The following is a 14,866-nucleotide window of genomic DNA, read 5'->3' as shown; positions in this document are numbered from 1 at the left end:
CTCAGCGCCCTCCGAACGCGTAGCCGCCCCGCCGCATCAGCAGCAGGAACGCGGGCACACCGACCACCGCGGTGATCACTCCGACCGGCAGCTCGGCCGGGGCGAACACCAGCCGGGACAGCACGTCGGCCCACACCAGCAGTACGGCCCCGGCGAGCGGGGCGACGGCCAGCACGCGCCGGTGGTCGGCGCCGACCAGCATCCGCGCGACGTGCGGCACCATCAGTCCTACGAATCCGATGGCACCGCTGACCGCCACCACCGTCCCGGTCACGGCCGCGGTGACGAGGAACAGCTCCCGGCGGAGCCGGGCCGGTCCGACGCCGAGCGCGGCCGCGGTCTCGTCGCCCATGGCGAGCGCGTTGAGCGCCTCGGCCCGCCGGCGCAGCCAGGCCCATCCGGCCGCCACGGTGACGGCGGCGAGCGGCACCTGGGCCCAGGTGGCGCCGCCCAGGCTGCCGAGCAGCCACATCATCGCCGACCTGGCCGCCTCGCCCCGGGCCGCGCCGAACACCATGACCGTGGTGACGGCCTGGAAGCCGTACGCCAGTGCCGTGCCGGTCAGGATCAGCCGCAGCGGTGACAGGCCCTGCGGGGAGCGGGCCACGGCGTACACGAGCGCCATGGCCGCGAGTGCCGAGACGAAGGCCGAGGCGGACAGCGCCCAGACCCCGAGCCCGGCGAACGCGCCGAGGAGGATGACGGCGTTGGCGCCCACCGCCGCGCCCGAGGAGATGCCGAGGACGAACGGGTCGGCCAGCGCGTTGCGCACCAGGGCCTGCACGGCGACACCGACGGCCGCGAGGCCCGCTCCGACGGTGGCGCCGATCAGCACCCGGGGCAGCCGGATCTCCCACACGATGGTGTAGGCGGCCGCGTCGCTCGCGCGTACGGTGCCGCCGGTGAGCCCGGCCCACAGGAAGCGCGGCACCTCCGCCCCGCCGATCCCGGCGGCGCCCAGCGTCACACCGGCGACGAGCGACACCAGGAGCAACAGCAGCAGTAACAGGCTGAGCGGCAGCACGGGTATGCGGCTGGGGGCGGTCCTTCGGCGCACGGGTGGGCCGTCCTTCACACGGGCCGCCTGCTGGACGTCGAGCAGGAGCAGCCCGCGCGGCCGTACCCGGCCGGCGATCCCCTCTCGCAGTCCACGGCGAGCAGTCAACGGGTCGACATGCCCCCGCAGGCGATCGGGCTCGCACGGCACTCCTGGAGGGCGGTGCCGTGCACACCGTTGCGGGTCAGCGCCGGACTCTCACCGGACTTCCCCCACGGAGGGCTGGGCAAGCCTAACAAACAGCCCCCGAGGCCCCTTTCGGCGCTAACGCGGATCGGTGTAGCGGCTGGTGAGGTGGCTGAGGTAGTCGTCGGCAGTGGCGTAGGGCCGGTCCTGGGCGCCGTGGCGGTGCAGTTCGAGGCGGCCGTCGGGGTGGACGCGCACGGTGGTCGTGGCCCTCCGCGGTCCGTCGGCCGGCGGGACCGCCTGGCCGGGGGCGAGTTCTTCCAGGACGGCGACTGTCTCGGGGAACATCGCCAGCGCTTCCGCACTGGTGGTGGCGGGTGGACGGCCGGTGCGGTTGGCGCTGCTCGCGTAGAGGACGGGGTGCTCGTCCAGCAGGGGGCGCAGCGGCTGCCAGCGGGCGCCGAAAAGCAGCATCCAGCCGTCTTTGACCGCTGGGCTCAGCCAGGCCGGCCGGCCGGTGTCCTGGCGCAGCGGCAGGAGCACGGTGAGGTGTTCTTCGGCCAGGAGCCGTCGGGCCGTCCGGCTGCTGCCGGGGTCCAGATCCCAGTGGCGGGCGAGGGTGTCGAGGGTGTCGGGGTGGTGGGCCCACAGGGCGACCGGCTGGTCGGCGGGCCGGGCCTTGGCCTCGTTGACCGTACGGGGCCGTGTGGCGGTGACGACGCGCGTCAGGGGCGCCGGGTTGGGCAGAACGACGGCTCGGCCGGCGGCGAGGGCCTGGCGTACCGCCGTGAGGGGAACCGTCGTGGACTGCTGGGGGCTGCTGACCGGTTTCAGGGCTGGCTCCTCGCGGTGGCGTGGGTGAGGCCGTCAAGGTAGTCGGTGAACGCGTCGCCGTCGATGACGGCCCGGCCGGTCCGGAAGGCACGGTTCTTGGCCCGTGTCAGGGCCGTACGGTTCTGGTCATGGTCCAGGCTGTGACCGAGGCGGGCGGCGCCGACGGTGACGACGCGGGCACTGGCCGGCCGGGCGAGGACCACGCTCGGGGTGGAGACCACGTGCCGTACACCGTCCGCGCCGGACAGGCCGCCCGTCTCCCGTGCCAGCCGTACTCTCGCGGCGGCCGTCATCGGTCTCCGGGGCGATCTCCATGGCCGCGTACGGGCTGGTCGTCCGGGCCCCGGCCCACGGCGACGTGACCGCCGTCGCGGCCTTGCGCTAGACCGGCATCCTCGTCGCCGCCGTCCTCGCCGCCCTGTTCCTCCGCGAGCCCTCCGGCCGTGCCCGGCCGGCGGCCGGGGCGGTGGTGCCGGCCGGTATCGGCCTCATGCGCCACTGACATGGTGGACGCGCGTACGAGGAACCTGAGAGCCTGTCAGCCGAGGGCCGGGGGTATCCGACGGGTCGCCACGCGACCGGGACCGACGTCCTTCCCGGAGGACGTCCTTCCTCGAATCCGCAGTGACCTGCGCGAGCCCTTGACCGCGGCCACGGCGTGCGCGACAAGAACCGTGCATAGAACGGTCTCGCGGGGGCAGACGCCCCCCTGAAAAGAGCCGGCTGACACGTGCGCTCCCGGATGGCGGGGCCCGAGGGGACAGCCGGCGTTGGGAGAGGGATTGTGACTGTGCTGCCGCCCGCGGAGAAGGAACTACGCGCGGTACTGGCCCGCTTCGCCGAGGCCCGCTTCCGCCACGACCTGCAACCCACGGGTCGTTCGAGCCGGGAACTCGATGAAGCCTCCCGCAGGTTGTGCGCCCTGACCGTCACCACCACCGTGGACCAGGCCCTCGCCGCAGCCGACGCCCTCCTCGACCGGCTGCGGGCGGATCGCCGGGCCGACCGCCGAGCCCAGCGGACGCCGTGGAGTCCGGCAGCCTGACGGAACGGCACCGGTCGACCGGTCACGCGTGACGCGGCCGACGGGTCGCCGGCGCGGAACACCGGAAGCCGCACCGGACAGCAGTCCGGCCCCGGCCCTCCGCGCCGGCAGCCCGTCGGCGCCGGCGGGAAGGCCCCCGACTAGGCTCCGTCGTCTCCCCCGTCCCGGACGGCGGCGCTCAGCGGAGCCACCACCCGCCAGCCCAAGGTGGCGTACAGCGCCCGGCCCTCCTCGGTCGCGCCCAGCACGGCCGCCCGCGCGCCCTGACGGGCCGCGGCTCCGGCGAGCGTGCCCATCACGACGCGCCCGAGTCCCCGGCGCTGATGCGCCCGGTGCGTCTCCACCTGGTCGACGACGGCGGTCGGGCCGGTCATCGCGATCTGCCCGCGCGCGGCGAGGGCGCCGTCGGCGGTACGCACCACCACGCGGGTGACATCGGCCCGCTCCCAGCTCTGCAGCCGGTAGCCGTCAGGGAGGCCGGGCGGGGCCTCCACAGCGCTCAACCGGGCGGCCATGAGGGCGGCGTGGCCGTCCAGGAGGACCCAGCCGGGCGGCAGCCACGCCTGCAGGGTCCGGGCCGGCACGAACACCTTGAGGGCGATGCCGGGTGCGGTGGTGTCGTCCGCCAGCTTGCGGACGGTCGCCTCGTCGTCGGCGGCCACGACGTGCCGGGCCACTTCCCTGGGCGAGCCCACGTCCACGGTGAACCCCCAGGGCTGGGGCGTCGGCGGGGCGGCACCACGCGATACGACCCATCCCTCGACCCACGCGTGCACCGCCTCGGCGGTGGTCCTGAACGGCACGGCCCCTCCCTGTGGTGGTAATAGGTGCCTGGCGATGCGAGTCATTACATCATGAAGGCCGGCGCAAGGGCCGGGAGGAGCGGGCGGAGTACCGGCGAGTGGGAGGCGCCCCCGGTCAGTGTGCGAAGACCGTGCTGGACAGGATGACGTGGACTGCGGTGCCGCCGAGAATGCTCAACAGGGCGTTGCGGCGCCACAGATGCAGGCCGACGGTGACGGACAGGGCGGCCGCCGGGGCTGTGGCGCGGGCCTCGGCCACCGGGAGGTCACGCAGGCAGTAGACGACCAGGATCACCATGACGCCGCCGGGCATACGGGTGCTGAGGAACCGCACGGTGGCACTGGCCCGCAGGGGAGCCAGCACCACGAACGGCAGGGCACGCAGGGCCCAGGTGACGGCGGCGGTGACGAGGATGGCGGCGACGGCGTAGCCGGTGTCAGACATGAGCACGCTTCCTGCCAGTGGCGAAGTGGCGGGTCAGGAGAGTGGCGGTGAACAGGGCGAAGGCGGCCGGCAGCATCTGGGACGGGATCAGCAGCCGGGCGGCCAGGGCGCTGAGCAGGGCCAGCAGGGGGGTGGACAGGTCGCCTCGCAGGTCCCGCGCGGCATCGAGGGCGAGGACGGTGAACAGGGCGGTCAACGCGAAGTCCAGGCCGGAGACACCCCCGGGCACGAGGGACCCGAGCAGGGCTCCGGCGGTCGAACTGCCGGCCCAGTACACGTGCAGGAAGAGTTGGAGCCACAGGATGCGCGGACCAGACCAGGAACGGGCCCCGTTCCCGGTGGTCATCGCGTACACCTCGTCACACATCGTGAAGGTGCTGTAGGCCTTGCCCAGGCGGCCTTTCACACGGTCGAGGGGGAAGGACAGCGCGTAGAAGACGTGCCGGACGTTCACCAGGAACGCGGACACCGCGATCCCGGCCAACGGGACTGCGGCGGTGACCATTCCGATGAGCAGGAACTCGAACGAGCCGCCGAAGACCAGCATCGCGGACAGCCCCGCCCACCACCAGTCCAGACCCGACTGCGTCACCAGAGCACCGAAGGCGAGCCCCAACGGAAGGAATCCGAGGCCCACTCCGGTGGAGTCCCTGAACGCCGCCGCCGCTTGCGACAGCGCCCCGGGCGGAGCGGCGGGGGCTGGCCCGGGCCGCTCACCGGCGGCGACAGAAGGTGCGTCCATGACGCAATTTTAAGAAGAAACGCGCCTTATATGGTTGCTTGAATGTGCCGTACGATCAGCGGGTGAGCAATGAAGTGAGCCTCGATGCCATTGATCGAGAAATTTTGTTTCATCTCCGTGAAGACGGCCGGCTGACCAATGTCGAACTGGCCAAGCGGGTCGGGCTCACCCCGCCCCCCTGTCTGCGCCGGGTCAAACGGCTGGAGGAGGCCGGCGTCATCACCGGGTACCGGGCCGTGGTCGATCCCCGGGCCCTGGGCCGCGCCCTGGAGGTCCTGATCGACGTCGAGATCTACGCCCAGGACCGCAAGAGCTTCGAGGAGTTCGAGGACACCGTGGCCTCCTACGAGGAGGTCGTGGAGTTCCGCCGTATGTACGGGCGCCCCGACTATTTCATCCGCGTGGCCGTCGCCGACCACGCCGCCTACGAAGCCTTCCTCACCGGCAGGCTCAGCTGCCTGCCCGCCGTCCGGCGCCTGGAGTCCCACCTGACCATGAAGGAGCTCAAGACCATCGAGTAGGCCGGCACTCGAGCACGTACCGGACGACCGCCGTCCGACCCGTGGACGGCCTCGCGGCGGCTCAGGTCCCGGCTGCGTCGGTCATCCGCCGGCCGACCCGGGCGGCCGTCTCCCGCAGCCAGATGTGGGCCGCGTCGTGGGTGTGCACGGGGTGCCACCACAGGGCCTCGCGCAGGGGCACCGCCTCGTACGGCGGCTCCACCACGCGGACGGCGGTGAGCGGTGCGAGGAGACGGGCGAGGCGGGCCTGGATGAGTGCGATGCGCCGGGTGCCGGCCACCAGCAGCGGCATGATCTGGAAGCTGTCCACGGAGACCTCGACCCGGGGTTCGATGCCGAGCATGCCGAGCTGGCGCACGGCCGGGGCGTCGTAGGTGCGCTGGTAGGTGACCCAGGGCAGCCGGGCCAGGTCCTGGCGGGTGAGCCGGTCGCCGACGCTGGGGTGGTCGTCGGCGACGAGGAAGACCCAGCGGTCGTCGTAGAGATCGGTGGCGGGAAAGTCGCTGATCACGCCGTACGGCATGAGCAGCCCGTCGATGGTGCTCAGCAACGTGTCCGTGGCGTCCACCACCGCGGGCGGGGTCTGCGCGAACCGCAGCCGGATCCCGGGGGCCTCCTCGTGCACGACGCGGGCGAGTTCGGCGCCGAAGACGGCGACCGCGTAGTCCGAGGCGACCAGCTCGAACTCGCGGCTCTCGCGGGCCGGGTCGAAGTCGGCCTGGCTGGCGAAGAGGCGTTCCAGCACGTCGTAGGCGGTCGCGGTGCGGTCCAGCAGGACCTGGCCGAGGGCGGTCAGCTCGTAGTGGCCGCCGACGCGGGCGAGCAGGTCGTCGTCGAAATGACGGCGCAGGCGGGCCAGGGCGGCGCTCATGGCGGGCTGGCTCAGCCCGACGCGCTGCCCGGCGCGCGTGACGTTGCGCTCCTCCAGCAGGGCACGCAGGGCGACGACGAGGTTGAGGTCCAGACGGCTCAGATTCACGGGCTTGTCCCTGGCTGTACGGCAGCGACCAGGGCGAATCCATGCCATGGATGACGATCATCCACAGAATCGATTTCCCCGATCACGGGTGGCGGGTCCAGATTAGTCACACCGCAATCAGGAGGACATGTCCGTGAAACCTGAAGCCGCGTCCGCACTCTTCGCCGGACCCTTCGCCCTCGCCACCCTCTCGCTCCCGGACGGGCCGGCCTTCCCCGCCCTGGTCACGCCCGACGGCCGCGCGATCGACCTCCGAATCGCCTTCGGCGACGAGCAGTTGACCGTCCGCGGCCTGCTGGAGGTGTGGGACACGGCCGCCGGACGGCTCGCCGCGCTCGCCGGTGACGGAGCCGCTCGGACGCGTCCGCTGACGGACTTCCGGGTGCACGCCCCCGTGGAGCCGCGCCAGGTGTTCCAGTCCGGCGCGAACTACCGGCAGCACGTGATCGACCTGCATGTCGCGCATCGCGCGCCGGGCGACGACCGTCCGGAGGAGGTCAGGCGCGCGGAGGCGGCGGAGATCATGGACCGCCGGGCGGCCGAGGACCTGCCGTACGTGTTCATCGGCCTGCCCAGCGCGATCACCGGCCCCTACGACGACGTCGTGCTCCCCGCCTGGGCCGAGCAGCCCGACTGGGAACTGGAGCTGGCGGCCGTCATCGGGCGGGTCGCCCACCGGGTGTCCGTCGAGGAAGCGCTGGACCACGTCGCCGGTTACACCATCGCCAACGACCTCACCGACCGCGCCACCGTCTTCCGCCGGGACATGCCGCAGATCGGCACCGACTGGCTCCGCAGCAAGAACGCGCCCGGGTTCACCCCGCTCGGCCCCTGGATCGTGCCCGCCGGATCGGTCGCCCGCCCGGACGACCTGCGTCTCACCCTGAAGCTGAACGGCGAGACCATGCAGGACGAGTCCACCAAGGACATGATCTTCGACGTGGCGCGGATGGTCTCGTACGCGTCGCAGACCGCCCGGCTCCTCCCCGGCGACCTGGTGCTCACCGGTTCACCGGCCGGCAACGGCATGCACTGGGGCCGGCTGCTGCGCGACGGCGACGTGATGGACGCCTCGATCACCGGACTCGGTGCCCAGCGCACGCGCTGCGTGGCGGAGGTGGCCCGGTGACCTTTGACCGCACCGACCCGGAGGGATCGATCGCCCGGGCCGCCGAGGCGTACTCGAACTGGGGGCGCTGGGGCGCGGACGACGTCCTCGGCACCCTCAACTTCCTGGACGGGGCCAAGCGCCGTGAGGGTGCGGCGCTGATCCGGAAGGGGGTGAGCTTCTCCCTCTCCCAGCGGTTCGACATGAACGGCCCGCAGAAGGGCTGGCGGCGGCGCACCAACCCGGTGCACACCATGCTGGACACCGGCACCGACGCGGCCCTCGGCCTCCAGGGGTTCCCGCACGGGCTCGGCGGCGCCGACGACGTGATCGCCATGCCGCTCCAGTGCTCCACGCAGTGGGACGGGCTGGGGCACATCTTCGACCACGGGAAGGCGTGGAACGGGCGGGACGCCGAGAAGGTCGTCACCTCAGACGGTGACCTCGTCACCGGCATCGAGCACATGGCCCCGCACATCGCCGGCCGTGGTGTCCTGCTGGACGTCGGCCGGGTGATCGGTGAGGACGGCGAGCTGCCCGACGGCTTCGCGATCACCGAGGAGCACCTCGCCGCCACCGTCGAGGCGCACGGCGTGAGCGTCGGGCGAGGCGACATCGTCCTCGTGCGCACCGGGCAGTTCGCCCGCGCCCGCCGCGACGGCTGGGGCGACTACGCGGGCGGCCCGGCCCCCGGTCTGTCCTTCACCACGGCGGGCTGGCTGCACGGGAGCGAGATCGCCGCCATCGCCACCGACACCTGGGGTTTCGAGGTCCGCCCGAACGAGTTCGAGCACGCCTTCCAGCCGCTGCACCAGGTCGTCATCCCGCACATCGGCCTGCTCGTCGGTGAGATGTGGGACCTGGAGGCACTCGCCGACGACTGCGCGGCCGACGGCACGTACGCCTTCTGGCTGACCGCCGCTCCCCTGCCCATCACCGGCGCCGTCGGCTCCCCCGTCAACCCGATCGCCGTCAAGTAGACCGAGGAACGAAGGAGTTCTTCATGACCCAGCCCCGCACGGTCCTCGTCATCGGCGGCGGCGCGGCCGGCAACGCCGTCACGATCCTGCTGCGTCGCGCGGGCATCGCAGTCGACCTGGTCGAGGCCAAGGACGACTGGAACGCCACCGCCGGCTCCGGCATCACCCTCCAGGGCAACGCCCTGCGCGTCCTGCGTGAACTCGGGGTGTGGGAGCAGGTGGAGGAGTCCGGTTACGGCTTCGGCTCCGTCGGCTTCACCACCGTCGACGGCACCGTCCTGCACGTCCACGAGGACCTGCGCACCGGCGGCGACGACCTGCCCGCCACCGTCGGCATGCAACGCCCGCAGCTCCAGAGGATCCTCATCAGTGCCGTGCGCGCCGCCGGCGCGACCGTCCGCCTCGGCACCACCGCCGACATCCTCGGCCAGGACGCCGACGGTGTCCGCGTCCGTCTCTCCGACGGCACCGAGCGCCGCTACGACCTGGTGATCGCCGCCGACGGCCTCGGCTCGGCCACCCGCGCGGCGATCGGCATCACCGACCGGCCGGAACCCACCGGCATGGCCATCTGGCGGGTCGCCGCCCCCCGTCCGGCCGGTGTCACCCGCACCGACCTCGCCTACGGCGGCCCCGCCCACATCGCGGGCTACTGCCCCACGAGCGACACCACCCTCTACGCCTACGCCGTCGAGGCCAAGCGCGACCGCGCGTCCATACCGCCCGGGTCGTACGCCGACGAGATGCGCCGTCTCACCCGGCACTACGGCGGCTTCTGGCCCGAGATCACCGAGCACATCACCGACCCGGCCCAGGTCAACTACACCTGGTTCGACCGGCTGCTGGTCGAGGGCTCGTGGCACCGCGGCCGGGTCGTGCTCGTCGGCGACGCCGCGCACTGCTGCCCGCCCACCCTCGCGCAGGGCGCCGCCATGTCCCTGGAGGACGCGTGGGTGCTGGCCCGGCTGCTGACCGGGACGGACACCTGGGACGACGCGCTGTTCCAGGCGTACCACGAGCGGCGGATCGCCCGTGTCCGGCCGGTCGTGGAGGCGTCGGTGCAGATCGGGCGCTGGCAGCTCGACGGGGTGCGCGACGCCGACGTGCCCGGTCTGATGGCCCGCACCATGACCATGCTCAGGGAGATCCCGTGACCGTGCCCACCGTCGATGTCCACGCCCATGTCCTGCTGCCCAGGATCGAGGCGCTGGTGGAGGGGCGGCCGGGGCTCGCCGAGGCGCGTGCGCTGGACGCCCGCCGCAACGGCCCCGCCGCGTCGGCGGTCAGCGGGCCCATGGTCCGCGAGCGCCTCCCGCGCCTGACGGACCCGGCCGTCCGGCTGGCCGCGATGGACGCGCAGGGCGTGGACGTCCAGCTGGTCAGTCCCTCCCCCTCGCACTATCACTACTGGGCCGGCGAGGACACCGCCCAGGAGGTGTGCCGGCTCGCCAACGAGGCGACGGCCGGGCACTGTTCGGCTGCCCCCGACCGGCTGCGCGGTCTCGGGCTCGTCCCCCTGCAGCACCCGGACCTGATGGTGCCCGCCCTGGAACACGCCCTGGAACAGGGCCTGTACGGCGTGGAGATCTCCAGTCACGCCCCGGGGCGGGAACTGTCCGACCCTGCCTACGAACCGTTCTGGACACGGGCCGAGGAGACCGGTGCCCTGGTCTTCCTGCATCCCTTCGGGTGCACCCTCGACGAGCGCCTCGACCAGTGGTACCTGTCCAACACCGTCGGCCAGCCCACCGAGAACGCCGTCGCGCTGTCGCACCTGATCTTCTCCGGGGTGCTCGACCGGCATCCGGGCCTGACGCTGATCGCGGCGCACGGCGGGGGTTACCTGCCCACCCACATCGGCCGCTCCGACCACGCCTGGTCGGCCCGCTCCGACGCGGGCGCCGGCTGCGCCCACCTGCCCAGCAGCTATCTCAGGCGGCTGTACTTCGACTCCCTCGTCCACGACCCGCAGGTGCTGCGGGAACTGGTGCGGGTCGCCGGGGCCGACCGGGTCCTGCTCGGTTCCGACTTCCCCTTCGACATGGGCACCGAGGACCCCGTCGGCGCCCTGCGTGCCGCGCGGCTTCCCGAAGCCGACTTCCACGCCGTCCGGGGCGGCAACGCGGCCGCCCTCCTCCGGAAGGACTGACACCATGCGCCTGCTCACCCATCTGCGGCACGTCGACCTCGCCGTGCCCGACTACGACAAGCAACTCGACTTCTACGCCGGCGTATGGGGCCTGACGAAGGTCGCCGAGGACTCCGGCATCTCCTTCCTGGCCGCCGAGGGCTCCCCGGAGCAGTATGTCGTCCGGCTCCGCAAGGCCGACGAGAAGCGGCTGGACCTGGTCTCCTACGGAGCCGCCTCCCGTGCGGACGTCGACACCCTTGCGGAACAACTCCTGGCGGGCGGCGCCCAGTTGGTCTCCCAGCCGGGCCAGGTCGACACTCCCGGCGGTGGTTACGGCTTCCGCTTCTTCGACGTCGACGGCCGTACCGTCGAGGTCTCCGCCGACGTCGCGGTACGGCAGCACCGCAGGATCGAGGAGAAGGAGGCGATCCCGGTCAAGCTGTCGCACGTCGTCCTCAACTCCCCGGACCTCAACCGCACCAGGGAGTGGTACGAGCGGCACCTCGGGTTCCGGCTCTCCGACACGCTCAGCTCGCCGCACATGGGCGAGGTCATGCACTTCATGCGGATCAGCAACCAGCACCACTCCATGGCACTGGCGAAGGGCCCGCACACCTCGCTGCACCACGTCTCCTTCGAGATGCGCGGCCTCGACGAGTACATGCGCGGCTCCGGCCGCGTCATGCGCGCCGGCTTCAGGAAGATCTGGGGCCCGGGGCGGCACATGGCCGGTGACAACACCTTCACGTACTTCCTCGATCCGCACGGCAACACCGTGGAGTACACCACCGAACTGGAGTGCCTGGACGAGGACACCTGGCACCCGCACGTCTACGACTTCTCGCAGCCCGAGGTCACCGACCAGTGGGGCACCGCCAACCCGATGAACGAGTTCGTCGCCAAGGAGTCCTTCAACGACCCCGACCGCGGCGTCTTCGTCGCCCCGCCGGTCTAGACCGGCCCCACGGCCCCGGGGGCGCGGCGGTACGGACCTGCCCTGACGCGCGCCGCCCCGCCCCCGGTACCTCGACGCGCCCTCTCGCCCGCCTCTCCCTCCGCTGGAGCCGCACCATGCGTTTCGCCGCTTACGAACATCAGCACCGCCACCGGGTGGCGGTCGTGGACGAGGACGGCACCCTCTTCCCCCTGCCCGGTGTCACCTCGCTCACCGCACTGATCCAGGAGGCCGGCGGACTGCCCGGCCTGCTCGCCGCCGGAGCGGCGGCCCTCGACGTGCCTCCCGGCCCGCACGTCTCGCAGGTCCGGCTTCTGGCCCCGCTCCAGCCCGCCTCGGTACGGGACTTCGTCACCTTCGAGGAGCACGTCGAGGGGGTGCGCCGCTCCGTGGAGGGGACCGGCGGCGTTCCCGAGCAGTGGTACGCGGCCCCGGCCTTCTACTTCACCAACCCGCACGCCGTCCACGGCCCGCACGACGGCATACCCGTGCCGCCCGGCTCGGCCGTGCTGGACTTCGAGCTGGAGGTCGCCGCCGTGATCGGCCGCGAGGGCCGCGACCTCACCCCGGAGCAGGCGCGGGAGCACATCGTCGGCTACACCGTCTTCAACGACTGGTCCGCCCGCGATCTCCAGTCCGCGGAGATGAAGGTCGGTCTCGGCCCGTGCAAGGGCAAGGACACGGCCACCTCCCTCGGCCCGTACCTCGTCACCGCCGACGAACTGGAGCCGCACCGGGACGCCGACGGATTCCTGCGCCTGGCGCTGACCGCCGAGATCAACGGGGAGGTGGTCGGCACCGACCTGCTGTCCAACATGAGCTGGACCTTCGAGGAGATGACCGCCTACGCCTCCCGCGGCACCCGCGTCGTGCCCGGCGACGTCCTCGGCTCCGGCACCTGCGGCAACGGCGGCTGCCTGGCCGAACTGTGGGGCCGGCGCGGCGAGCAGTCCCCGCCGCCGCTGCGGCCCGGCGACACCGTCGTCCTCACGGTCGAAGGCATCGGCACCCTCGCCAACACCGTGGTTCCCGGCGCCGAGCCGGTCCCCCTGCCGTCCGGTCGCCGGCGCACCCGGGAGCGGCCGTGACCGGTCTGCGGCCCAAGAGGCTGCTGGGCAAGGTCGTCGTCGTCACCGGCGCGGCCCGCGGCCAGGGCGCCGCCGAGGCCGAGGCCCTCACCCGCGAGGGTGCCCGCGTCATCGCCACCGACGTCACCGACGCGCCCGGCTGCCGCCGGCTCGACGTCACCGACGAGCGGGACTGGGCCGGTCTGGCCGACGGCCTCCGCGAGGCGTACGGACAGGTGCACGGCCTGGTCAACAATGCCGGCGTCACCTGGCGCGCCCGCGTCGGCGACGTACGGCCCGACGACATGGCGCGTGTCCTGGCCGTCAACGCCACAGGTCCGCTGCTCGGCATCCAGCACCTGGCTCCCCTCATGCCGGCCGGCGCCTCCATCGTGAACGTCGGCTCGTCGGCGGGGCTCACGGGCCACTATCCGGTCGCCTACACCACCAGCAAGTGGGCGCTGCGCGGCCTGTCGAAGACCGCGGCCCTGGAACTCGGGCCGCGCGGCATCCGCGTCAACACGGTCCACCCCGGCTACATCGAGACCGACATGACCGCCTCCGCGGCCCCCGCCTTCCGCGAGGCCAACATCCGCGAGACGCCGCTGGGCCGCACCGGGAGCGTGGACGAGGTGACCCCGCTGGTCGTCTTCCTGCTGTCGGACGAGGCGTCGTTCATCACCGGCGCCGAGATCCCCGTCGACGGCGGGCTCACCGCGCACGGCGGCGTGAAGTCCGTCTCCGACGCGCTGCGTGAGCAGGTGCGGCCGTGAAGCGGCGGGGAGGCCGGGGCCCCGCTCTCCGGTGCCGGGCGCGGTCACGCCCGCCGTCGGCTCACTGATCGCCGCGGGGTGCCTGCCGGACGAGGAACTCCTCGAACGCCGCCCTCTGCTTCGGGTCCATGAAGCCCTGCCGGACACCGCGCGCCTTCTCCTCGAGCCAGTGCGCCTCCTCGGGATCCAGCAGCTCGGCGACCACCACACCGCCGCGGGCGACCGCCGTACGTCCGCCCACGCGTCGCCGGAAAAGGGTGAACGGGCCGAATTCGGCGGGGTGGGCGAGCTCCGGCCCCTCCCCCACCGCCGGGTCCTCGTCGCGCGCGTCACGCGCCGGGCATGCGGTGGGGGCCCAGTGCCTCGGCCTGCACGCCGCGACGTGGACGGACGCGCAGACGTACGAGATCCGCCCCGACGCCCGGCGCTTCGAGGCCCGGGAAACCAATTACGCGGCCGAGATCGGCCTCGGTGTGGCCGTGGACTACGCCCTGAGCTGGGGCATCGAGGCGATCGAAGAACGGATCACCGCCCTCGCCGCACAGCTCCGGCTCCGGCTCGCGCGGGTGCCTGGAGTGACCGTCCAGGACCGGGGGCGGCGCCTGTGCGCGATCGTCACCTTCACCGTCGCGGCATGTCCCCCGCCGACGTGCACCGCCGGCTCGCCGTGTCGGGCATCAACACGAGTGTCTCGGCGGCCACCTCTGCCCGCTACGACTTGGGCGCGCGCGATCTCCCGGCCGTGGTACGGGCGTCGGTGCACTACTACAACACCGAGGAGGACATCGAGGCGCTGTGCGGGGCGCTGCGCTCGCTCGCGGCCTGACACGGCGGCCGCCCCGGGCGGGTGAGCCGTTCCCGGTCGCGGAGCCCGCGATGACCAGGCCATGGCGTTCCTCCGCATCAGGCAGGGCGGGACGAACGTCACCCGTTTGGCCGTACAGGGCGGGCGGACGTCCCGGATCGGGGAGACGGTGGCTGTGTCTGCAGACCTCTGTCAGAGGAGCAATTCATGATCATCAAGAAGCTGCACGAGGCGGGTGTGCGCAGCGACCACGCGTATACGGCCGCTATCGCCTCGATCGGGCTTTCGTTCCTGTCGTGGGCGGCCTCGGTGAAGGGCGAGTCGGCCGGTCTGGACCGTGCTGATCGCTGGGGCATCTTCGTCGGCGAGTGGGCCCCCACGTTCTTCGGGCTGGGACTTGCCCTGGCCCAGTACGAGAAGGGCTGACGAGCGTCGAACTCGTCCAGGGAGACGATGCGCAGATACAGATCGGAGAGGTCGTTGGTGCTGGTCCGC

General features: G+C 72.4%; 18 protein-coding genes, 2 pseudogenes and 1 riboswitch. Of the genes and pseudogenes, 12 read left to right on the top strand and 8 right to left on the bottom strand.

Annotation, left to right across the window (positions count from 1 at the left end; all coding sequences use genetic code 11):
• Position 1 precedes the first annotated feature (1 nt).
• From AB0E62_RS21415 to AB0E62_RS21405, 3 genes are all read right to left on the bottom strand, one after another.
• The gene (locus AB0E62_RS21415) at positions 2-1,024 is read right to left on the bottom strand and encodes an iron ABC transporter permease (protein ID WP_362196275.1); all 1,023 of its coding nucleotides are present in this window, start codon (positions 1,022-1,024) and stop codon (positions 2-4) included.
• A gap of 139 nt (positions 1,025-1,163) precedes the next feature.
• A riboswitch (cobalamin riboswitch) is annotated at positions 1,164-1,299 on the bottom strand.
• A gap of 22 nt (positions 1,300-1,321) precedes the next feature.
• Complete coding sequence (locus AB0E62_RS21410; protein ID WP_362196272.1) at positions 1,322-1,912, bottom strand: Sua5/YciO/YrdC/YwlC family protein; 591 nt, start codon at positions 1,910-1,912, stop codon at positions 1,322-1,324.
• A gap of 101 nt (positions 1,913-2,013) precedes the next feature.
• On the bottom strand, positions 2,014-2,310 hold the full coding sequence (locus AB0E62_RS21405; protein ID WP_362195846.1) for a hypothetical protein: 297 nt from the start codon (positions 2,308-2,310) through the stop codon (positions 2,014-2,016).
• A 497-nt stretch (positions 2,311-2,807) separates the two neighbouring features.
• Here AB0E62_RS21405 and AB0E62_RS21400 point away from each other — a divergent pair, with 497 nt between their 5' ends.
• Positions 2,808-3,062, top strand: a complete 255-nt coding sequence (locus AB0E62_RS21400) for a DUF5133 domain-containing protein (RefSeq protein WP_362196269.1) — start codon at positions 2,808-2,810, stop codon at positions 3,060-3,062.
• A 140-nt stretch (positions 3,063-3,202) separates the two neighbouring features.
• Here the strand turns inward: AB0E62_RS21400 and AB0E62_RS21395 are convergent, their stop codons facing one another.
• The 3 genes from AB0E62_RS21395 to AB0E62_RS21385 all read right to left on the bottom strand — a co-directional run bounded on the left by AB0E62_RS21395 (position 3,203) and on the right by AB0E62_RS21385 (position 5,052).
• Entirely contained in the window at positions 3,203-3,865 is a 663-nt protein-coding gene (locus tag AB0E62_RS21395; protein WP_362195843.1) for a GNAT family N-acetyltransferase, read from the bottom strand.
• Between the two features lie 115 nt (positions 3,866-3,980).
• A complete protein-coding gene (locus AB0E62_RS21390) occupies positions 3,981-4,310 on the bottom strand; it encodes an AzlD domain-containing protein (RefSeq protein ID WP_362195840.1) in 330 nt (109 codons plus the stop codon).
• On the bottom strand, positions 4,303-5,052 hold the full coding sequence (locus AB0E62_RS21385; RefSeq protein ID WP_362195837.1) for an AzlC family ABC transporter permease: 750 nt from the start codon (positions 5,050-5,052) through the stop codon (positions 4,303-4,305). The genes AB0E62_RS21390 and AB0E62_RS21385 overlap by 8 nt, the downstream gene beginning before the upstream one ends.
• A 62-nt stretch (positions 5,053-5,114) precedes the next feature.
• Between AB0E62_RS21385 and AB0E62_RS21380 the strand changes: the two genes are divergently transcribed.
• Positions 5,115-5,573, top strand: a complete 459-nt coding sequence (locus AB0E62_RS21380) for an Lrp/AsnC family transcriptional regulator (RefSeq protein ID WP_362195834.1) — start codon at positions 5,115-5,117, stop codon at positions 5,571-5,573.
• Between the two features lie 61 nt (positions 5,574-5,634).
• On the opposite strand, the gene AB0E62_RS21375 is transcribed toward AB0E62_RS21380, so the two are convergent.
• On the bottom strand, positions 5,635-6,552 hold the full coding sequence (locus tag AB0E62_RS21375) for a LysR family transcriptional regulator (RefSeq protein WP_362195831.1): 918 nt from the start codon (positions 6,550-6,552) through the stop codon (positions 5,635-5,637).
• Between the two features lie 127 nt (positions 6,553-6,679).
• On the opposite strand from AB0E62_RS21375, the gene AB0E62_RS21370 reads away from it, so the two are divergent.
• The 7 genes from AB0E62_RS21370 (at position 6,680) to AB0E62_RS21340 (ending at position 13,566) form a co-directional block, all read left to right on the top strand.
• Entirely contained in the window at positions 6,680-7,681 is a 1,002-nt protein-coding gene (locus tag AB0E62_RS21370) for a fumarylacetoacetate hydrolase family protein (RefSeq protein ID WP_362195828.1), read from the top strand.
• On the top strand, positions 7,678-8,640 hold the full coding sequence (locus tag AB0E62_RS21365) for a cyclase family protein (protein WP_362195825.1): 963 nt from the start codon (positions 7,678-7,680) through the stop codon (positions 8,638-8,640). The genes AB0E62_RS21370 and AB0E62_RS21365 overlap by 4 nt, the downstream gene beginning before the upstream one ends.
• A gap of 23 nt (positions 8,641-8,663) precedes the next feature.
• The gene (locus tag AB0E62_RS21360; RefSeq protein ID WP_362195822.1) at positions 8,664-9,794 is read left to right on the top strand and encodes an FAD-dependent oxidoreductase; all 1,131 of its coding nucleotides are present in this window, start codon (positions 8,664-8,666) and stop codon (positions 9,792-9,794) included.
• The gene (locus AB0E62_RS21355; protein WP_362195819.1) at positions 9,791-10,789 is read left to right on the top strand and encodes an amidohydrolase family protein; all 999 of its coding nucleotides are present in this window, start codon (positions 9,791-9,793) and stop codon (positions 10,787-10,789) included. The genes AB0E62_RS21360 and AB0E62_RS21355 overlap by 4 nt, the downstream gene beginning before the upstream one ends.
• 4 nt (positions 10,790-10,793) lie before the next feature.
• The gene (locus tag AB0E62_RS21350) at positions 10,794-11,726 is read left to right on the top strand and encodes a VOC family protein (protein ID WP_362195816.1); all 933 of its coding nucleotides are present in this window, start codon (positions 10,794-10,796) and stop codon (positions 11,724-11,726) included.
• Between the two features lie 116 nt (positions 11,727-11,842).
• Positions 11,843-12,814 carry a fumarylacetoacetate hydrolase family protein gene (locus tag AB0E62_RS21345; RefSeq protein WP_362195813.1) on the top strand — a complete coding sequence of 324 codons (972 nt, stop codon included), beginning with the start codon at positions 11,843-11,845 and terminating at the stop codon, positions 12,812-12,814.
• Positions 12,811-13,566, top strand: a complete 756-nt coding sequence (locus AB0E62_RS21340; RefSeq protein WP_362195810.1) for an SDR family oxidoreductase — start codon at positions 12,811-12,813, stop codon at positions 13,564-13,566. Before AB0E62_RS21345 ends, AB0E62_RS21340 begins: the two co-directional genes overlap by 4 nt.
• Before the next feature lie 61 nt (positions 13,567-13,627).
• Here AB0E62_RS21340 and AB0E62_RS21335 read toward each other — a convergent pair.
• Positions 13,628-13,867, bottom strand: a pseudogene (locus tag AB0E62_RS21335) (hypothetical protein); the annotation flags it as partial.
• Between AB0E62_RS21335 and AB0E62_RS21330 the strand changes: the two are divergent.
• The 3 genes and pseudogenes from AB0E62_RS21330 to AB0E62_RS21320 all read left to right on the top strand — a co-directional run.
• Positions 13,824-14,141, top strand: a pseudogene (locus AB0E62_RS21330) (aminotransferase class V-fold PLP-dependent enzyme); the annotation flags it as partial. The pseudogenes AB0E62_RS21335 and AB0E62_RS21330 overlap by 44 nt on opposite strands.
• 59 nt (positions 14,142-14,200) lie before the next feature.
• Positions 14,201-14,392, top strand: coding sequence for a hypothetical protein (locus AB0E62_RS21325; RefSeq protein WP_362196308.1), 192 nt, complete (start codon positions 14,201-14,203; stop codon positions 14,390-14,392).
• 186 nt (positions 14,393-14,578) lie between these two features.
• Positions 14,579-14,797, top strand: coding sequence for a hypothetical protein (locus tag AB0E62_RS21320; protein WP_362195807.1), 219 nt, complete (start codon positions 14,579-14,581; stop codon positions 14,795-14,797).
• Positions 14,798-14,866: the final 69 nt, after the last annotated feature.

Origin of the sequence: Streptomyces sp. NPDC038707 (genome assembly GCF_040636485.1) — a bacterium.
GTDB lineage: Bacteria > Actinomycetota > Actinomycetes > Streptomycetales > Streptomycetaceae > Streptomyces.
This window is presented reverse-complemented; position numbering and strand designations above follow the sequence as displayed.